Source organism: Elstera litoralis (assembly GCF_000963705.1).
Lineage (GTDB): Bacteria > Pseudomonadota > Alphaproteobacteria > Elsterales > Elsteraceae > Elstera > Elstera litoralis.
Genome location: NZ_LAJY01000055.1, coordinates 1 through 4,017, shown reverse-complemented (window position 1 = coordinate 4,017; position 4,017 = coordinate 1). Strand labels below are relative to the sequence as shown.

Sequence of the window (4,017 nt, the reverse complement as noted above, 5' to 3'; positions counted from 1 at the left end):
ATTCACCTGACCTTGCGGGTGAATGATTATCTTTTGGGGCTTTTCCTTGGCGTTGGTCTGAAGCTCGTTGATTTCAAGCTGGAATTCGGCCGCCTGTGGGATGAAGAGGAAATGCGCATCGTTCTGGCCGATGAAATCAGCCCAGACAATTGCCGCCTCTGGGATGTGAAATCGAATATGAAGCTCGATAAGGACCGCTTCCGCCAGGATCTCGGCGGGGTGCAGGAAGCCTATCAGGAAGTCGCCCGCCGCTTGGGCGTGCTTCCGGTCGAGGTTGAGGGCGAGGCCAGCGAGGGTGAAGACCCGCGCACGCCGCGCGTCGTAAACTAACGAAAATCCGAGCCCGCCGGTCCTCCCGGCGGGTTTTGCGCTTTAGAACAGTAAATTTTGGAAGGATGGGGCGATGAAGGCGCGCGTACACGTAACCTTGAAGCAAGGCGTTCTCGATCCTCAAGGGCGGGCGATCCATCAGGCGCTCGAAACTTTGGGTTTTGAAGGCGTCGAGGACGTGCGCCAAGGCAAGTATATCGAGCTTGACCTTGCCGAAACCGATGCCGCCAAGGCGGAAGCCCTGGTGCGCGAAATCTGCGCGACGCTGCTCGCCAACCCGGTCATCGAATCCTACACCGTCTCGTTGCAGGATTAAGCGCCATGAAAAGCGCGATTCTGGTCTTCCCCGGCACCAACCGGGAGCATGACGCGGCGGCGGCTCTGCGCCAAATCTGCGGCTCGGAGCCTACCTTCGTGTGGCACGGCGAAACGGAGCTTCCAGCGGGGCTCGATCTCATCGTTGTCCCCGGCGGTTTTTCCTACGGCGATTATCTGCGTTCGGGCGCTATGGCGGCGCAATCGCCGATCATGGGGGCCGTGAAGGCGGCGGCGGATAAGGGCGTGCATGTGCTCGGCGTTTGCAACGGCTTTCAGATCATCACCGAAGCCGGGCTGCTACCGGGCGCGCTGATGCGCAACGCCTCGCTGAAGTTCGTCTGCCGCGATGTATTCCTGTCAGTCGGAACGACGAGTTCGGCCTTCACCTCGGCGCTGCAAATCGGCCAAGTGCTGCAAGTGCCCGTGGCCCATCACGACGGCAATTACTTCGCCGATGCCGCCACCTTGGACCAGCTTGAAGCCGAAGACCGCATTGCGTTTCGCTATTCAAGCCCCGATGGCGAGTTCGAGGAAGGCTGGAGCCCCAACGGCAGCCAGCGCGATATCGCCGGGATTCTCTCGGAAAACCGCCGCGTCCTTGGGCTGATGCCCCATCCTGAAAATGCCATTGATCCGCTGCTGGGATCGACCGACGGCGCGGGCCTGTTCCGCAGCCTCGTCCAATCCCTCGTCGGTTAAGGAGTTCGTCCCGTGACGGCAAATACGCTCGCCTTCGACACGCGCCCCGCGACCGAGGCTGACGCCACCGAATTCGGCCTGAAAAAAGACGAATATCAACGCATTCTGACCCGCCTCGGGCGCACACCGACCTTGGTGGAACTGGGCGTGTTCTCGGTGATGTGGTCGGAGCATTGCTCCTATAAATCCTCGCGGATTCATCTGAAGAAACTCCCCACCACGGCCCCGTGGGTCATCTGTGGGCCGGGCGAAAACGCGGGCGTCATCGATATTGGCGACGGCGACGCCGCTATCTTCAAGATCGAAAGCCATAATCACCCGAGCTTCATCGAACCCTATCAGGGGGCGGCGACCGGCGTGGGCGGCATTATGCGCGACGTGTTTACGATGGCGCGCGCCCGATTGCCAACCTGAATGCCTTACGCTTCGGCGATCCTGCGCACCCGAAAACCCGGCATTTGCTGGCGGGCGTGGTGGCCGGGATCGGCGGCTACGGCAATTGCATGGGCGTGCCCACGGTCGGCGGCGAAACGCAGTTTCACCCGGCCTATAACGGCAATATCCTGGTCAATGCCATGACGGTCGGCATCGCCAAGCAGGATAAGATTTTCTACTCGGCGGCGGCCGGTATCGGCAATCAGGTGATCTATCTCGGCGCGAAAACGGGCCGCGACGGCATTCACGGCGCGACGATGGCTTCGGCGGAATTCACCGAGGAAGCCGAAAGCAAGCGCCCGACCGTGCAAGTGGGTGATCCCTTCACCGAAAAGCTGCTGCTCGAAGCCTGCCTGGAGTTGATGGCGACCGACGCCATCGTCGCCATTCAGGACATGGGCGCTGCGGGGCTCACCTCCTCCTCGGTCGAAATGGCGGGCAAGGGCAACCTGGGCATCGAGCTTGATCTCGATAAGGTTCCGACGCGCGAAACCGGCATGAGCGGCTATGAAATCATGCTCTCGGAAAGCCAAGAGCGCATGCTGATGATCCTGAAGCCGGGATCGGAAGGCGTGGCGCGGGCGATTTTCGAGAAATGGGGCCTCGATTTCGCCCCCATCGGTGTGCTGACCGATTCGGGCCATATCGTGCTGAAGAAATCCGGCGGCGTGATCTGCGATCTGCCGCTATCGCCCTTGGTGGACGATGCGCCGCTCTACGATCGTCCCTATGAGATGACGCCGCTGCAAGATGAAGTGCTGGCGGGCGAGGTGGAAGCGCCGGATTCGCTCACCGACGCGCTCATCACGCTGATGGGCACGCCCGATATGGCCTCGAAACGCTGGATTTGGGAGCAGTACGATCATCTCGTCGGCGGCCATACGGTTCAACGTCCGGGCGGCGATGCCGCCGTGGTGCGCCTGCCGGGCCAAAAGAAGGCGCTGGCGATGGTGACGGACTGCACGCCGCGCTACTGCTTCGCCGATCCGCATTTGGGCGGCAAGCAGGCCGTGGTCGAAAGCTGGCGCAATCTGACGGCGGTGGGCGCAACGCCGCTGGCCGTGACCAATAATCTCAACTTCGGCAATCCCGAGCGGCCCGAGATCATGGGCCAACTCGTCGGGTGCCTTGAAGGCATGGGCGAGGCCTGCCGGGCGCTGAATTACCCGATCATCTCGGGCAATGTGTCGCTCTACAATGAAACCAACGGTGAAGGCATTCTGCCGACCCCCGTGATCGGCGGCGTCGGGCTGCTGGCCGATGCGGCGCTGGCAATGGATATGGCGTTTAAAACCGAAGACGAAACCATCTTCGTCATCGGTGAAACGAAGGGTTGGCTGGGCAATTCGGTGTACCTGCGCGAGCTGTGCGGGGCCGAAGCGGGGGCACCGCCGCCTGTCGATCTGGCCCTTGAAAAGCGCCACGGCGATTTCGTTCGCGGGTTGATCCTTGAGAAGCTCGTGACCGCCTGCCACGATGTCAGCGACGGCGGCATATTGGTGGCCGTGACCGAAATGGCGCTGGCCGGCGACATGGGCGCGGAAATCGATCTACCCGATACCGCCCCGCCGCACGCGATTGCCTTCGGCGAAGATCAGGGCCGCTATATCGTCACCACGGCGGATGCGGACACGTTGCGCCGCCGTGCAGCCGAGGCGAAGATTCCCTTGCTGGAACTGGGGCTTACCGGCGGTGACGCCATCATCATCAACGGCGAAGATGGGATTGATCTCGAAGATCTGATGATCGTTCACGAAAGCTGGTTGCCGGACTATATGGAAAATGGTCTTGGCAGCGACGATGAAGATGACAATCTGTATGCGGACGACGATTCGTCGGACGAGGAATAGGAGAGCGCCGCAATGGCTATGGATGCCGCCACTATCGAAACCATGATCCGCGAGGCCCTGCCCGATGCGCAGGTGAGCATTCAGGATTTGCGCGGCGATGGCGACCATTACGCCGCACATGTGGTTTCCGCCGAGTTCCGGGGTAAGTCGCGCGTGCAACAGCATCAAATGGTCTATGCGGCCTTACGCGGCAAAATGGGGGGCGAGCTGCATGCGCTCGCCCTGCAAACCGCAACGCCCGACGCCTGATCTTCCCTGAAAGGATAAAGCTATGACTGACGCAACCGTTCGGGACCGCATTCACCAGGAAGTGACTGGGAATGACGTGGTTCTGTTTATGAAGGGCACCCCGGTTTTTCCGATGTGCGGATTTTCCGCTGCCGTT

Annotated in this window: 4 protein-coding genes and 2 pseudogenes; all 6 read left to right on the top strand. The window is 61.0% G+C overall.

Going from position 1 to position 4,017, the window contains the following annotated elements; all coding sequences use genetic code 11:
* Positions 1-330: phosphoribosylaminoimidazolesuccinocarboxamide synthase (locus tag VZ95_RS03050; protein WP_045774571.1), on the top strand; the 330-nt coding region annotated here is incomplete at its 5' end.
* A 73-nt stretch (positions 331-403) separates the two neighbouring features.
* Entirely contained in the window at positions 404-646 is a 243-nt protein-coding gene (gene purS, locus VZ95_RS03045) for a phosphoribosylformylglycinamidine synthase subunit PurS (RefSeq protein WP_045774570.1), read from the top strand.
* Between the two features lie 5 nt (positions 647-651).
* Positions 652-1,347 (top strand): phosphoribosylformylglycinamidine synthase subunit PurQ, encoded by a 696-nt coding sequence (purQ, locus tag VZ95_RS03040; protein WP_045774569.1) that lies wholly within the window; start codon positions 652-654, stop codon positions 1,345-1,347.
* 12 nt (positions 1,348-1,359) lie between these two features.
* Positions 1,360-3,632, top strand: a pseudogene (gene purL / locus VZ95_RS03035) (phosphoribosylformylglycinamidine synthase subunit PurL).
* 12 nt (positions 3,633-3,644) lie between these two features.
* On the top strand, positions 3,645-3,881 hold the full coding sequence (locus VZ95_RS03030; RefSeq protein WP_045774568.1) for a BolA family protein: 237 nt from the start codon (positions 3,645-3,647) through the stop codon (positions 3,879-3,881).
* Positions 3,882-3,903: 22 nt separating this feature from the next.
* Positions 3,904-4,017, top strand: a pseudogene (locus VZ95_RS03025) (Grx4 family monothiol glutaredoxin); the annotation flags it as partial.

Excerpts from the sequence above, each read along its gene's own strand:
- purS (WP_045774570.1), top strand. The coding sequence starts at position 404 with ATGAAGGCGCGCGTACACGTAACCTTGAAGCAAGGCGTTCTCGATCCT.
- purQ (WP_045774569.1), top strand. The coding sequence starts at position 652 with ATGAAAAGCGCGATTCTGGTCTTCCCCGGCACCAACCGGGAGCATGAC.
- VZ95_RS03030 (WP_045774568.1), top strand. The coding sequence starts at position 3,645 with ATGGCTATGGATGCCGCCACTATCGAAACCATGATCCGCGAGGCCCTG.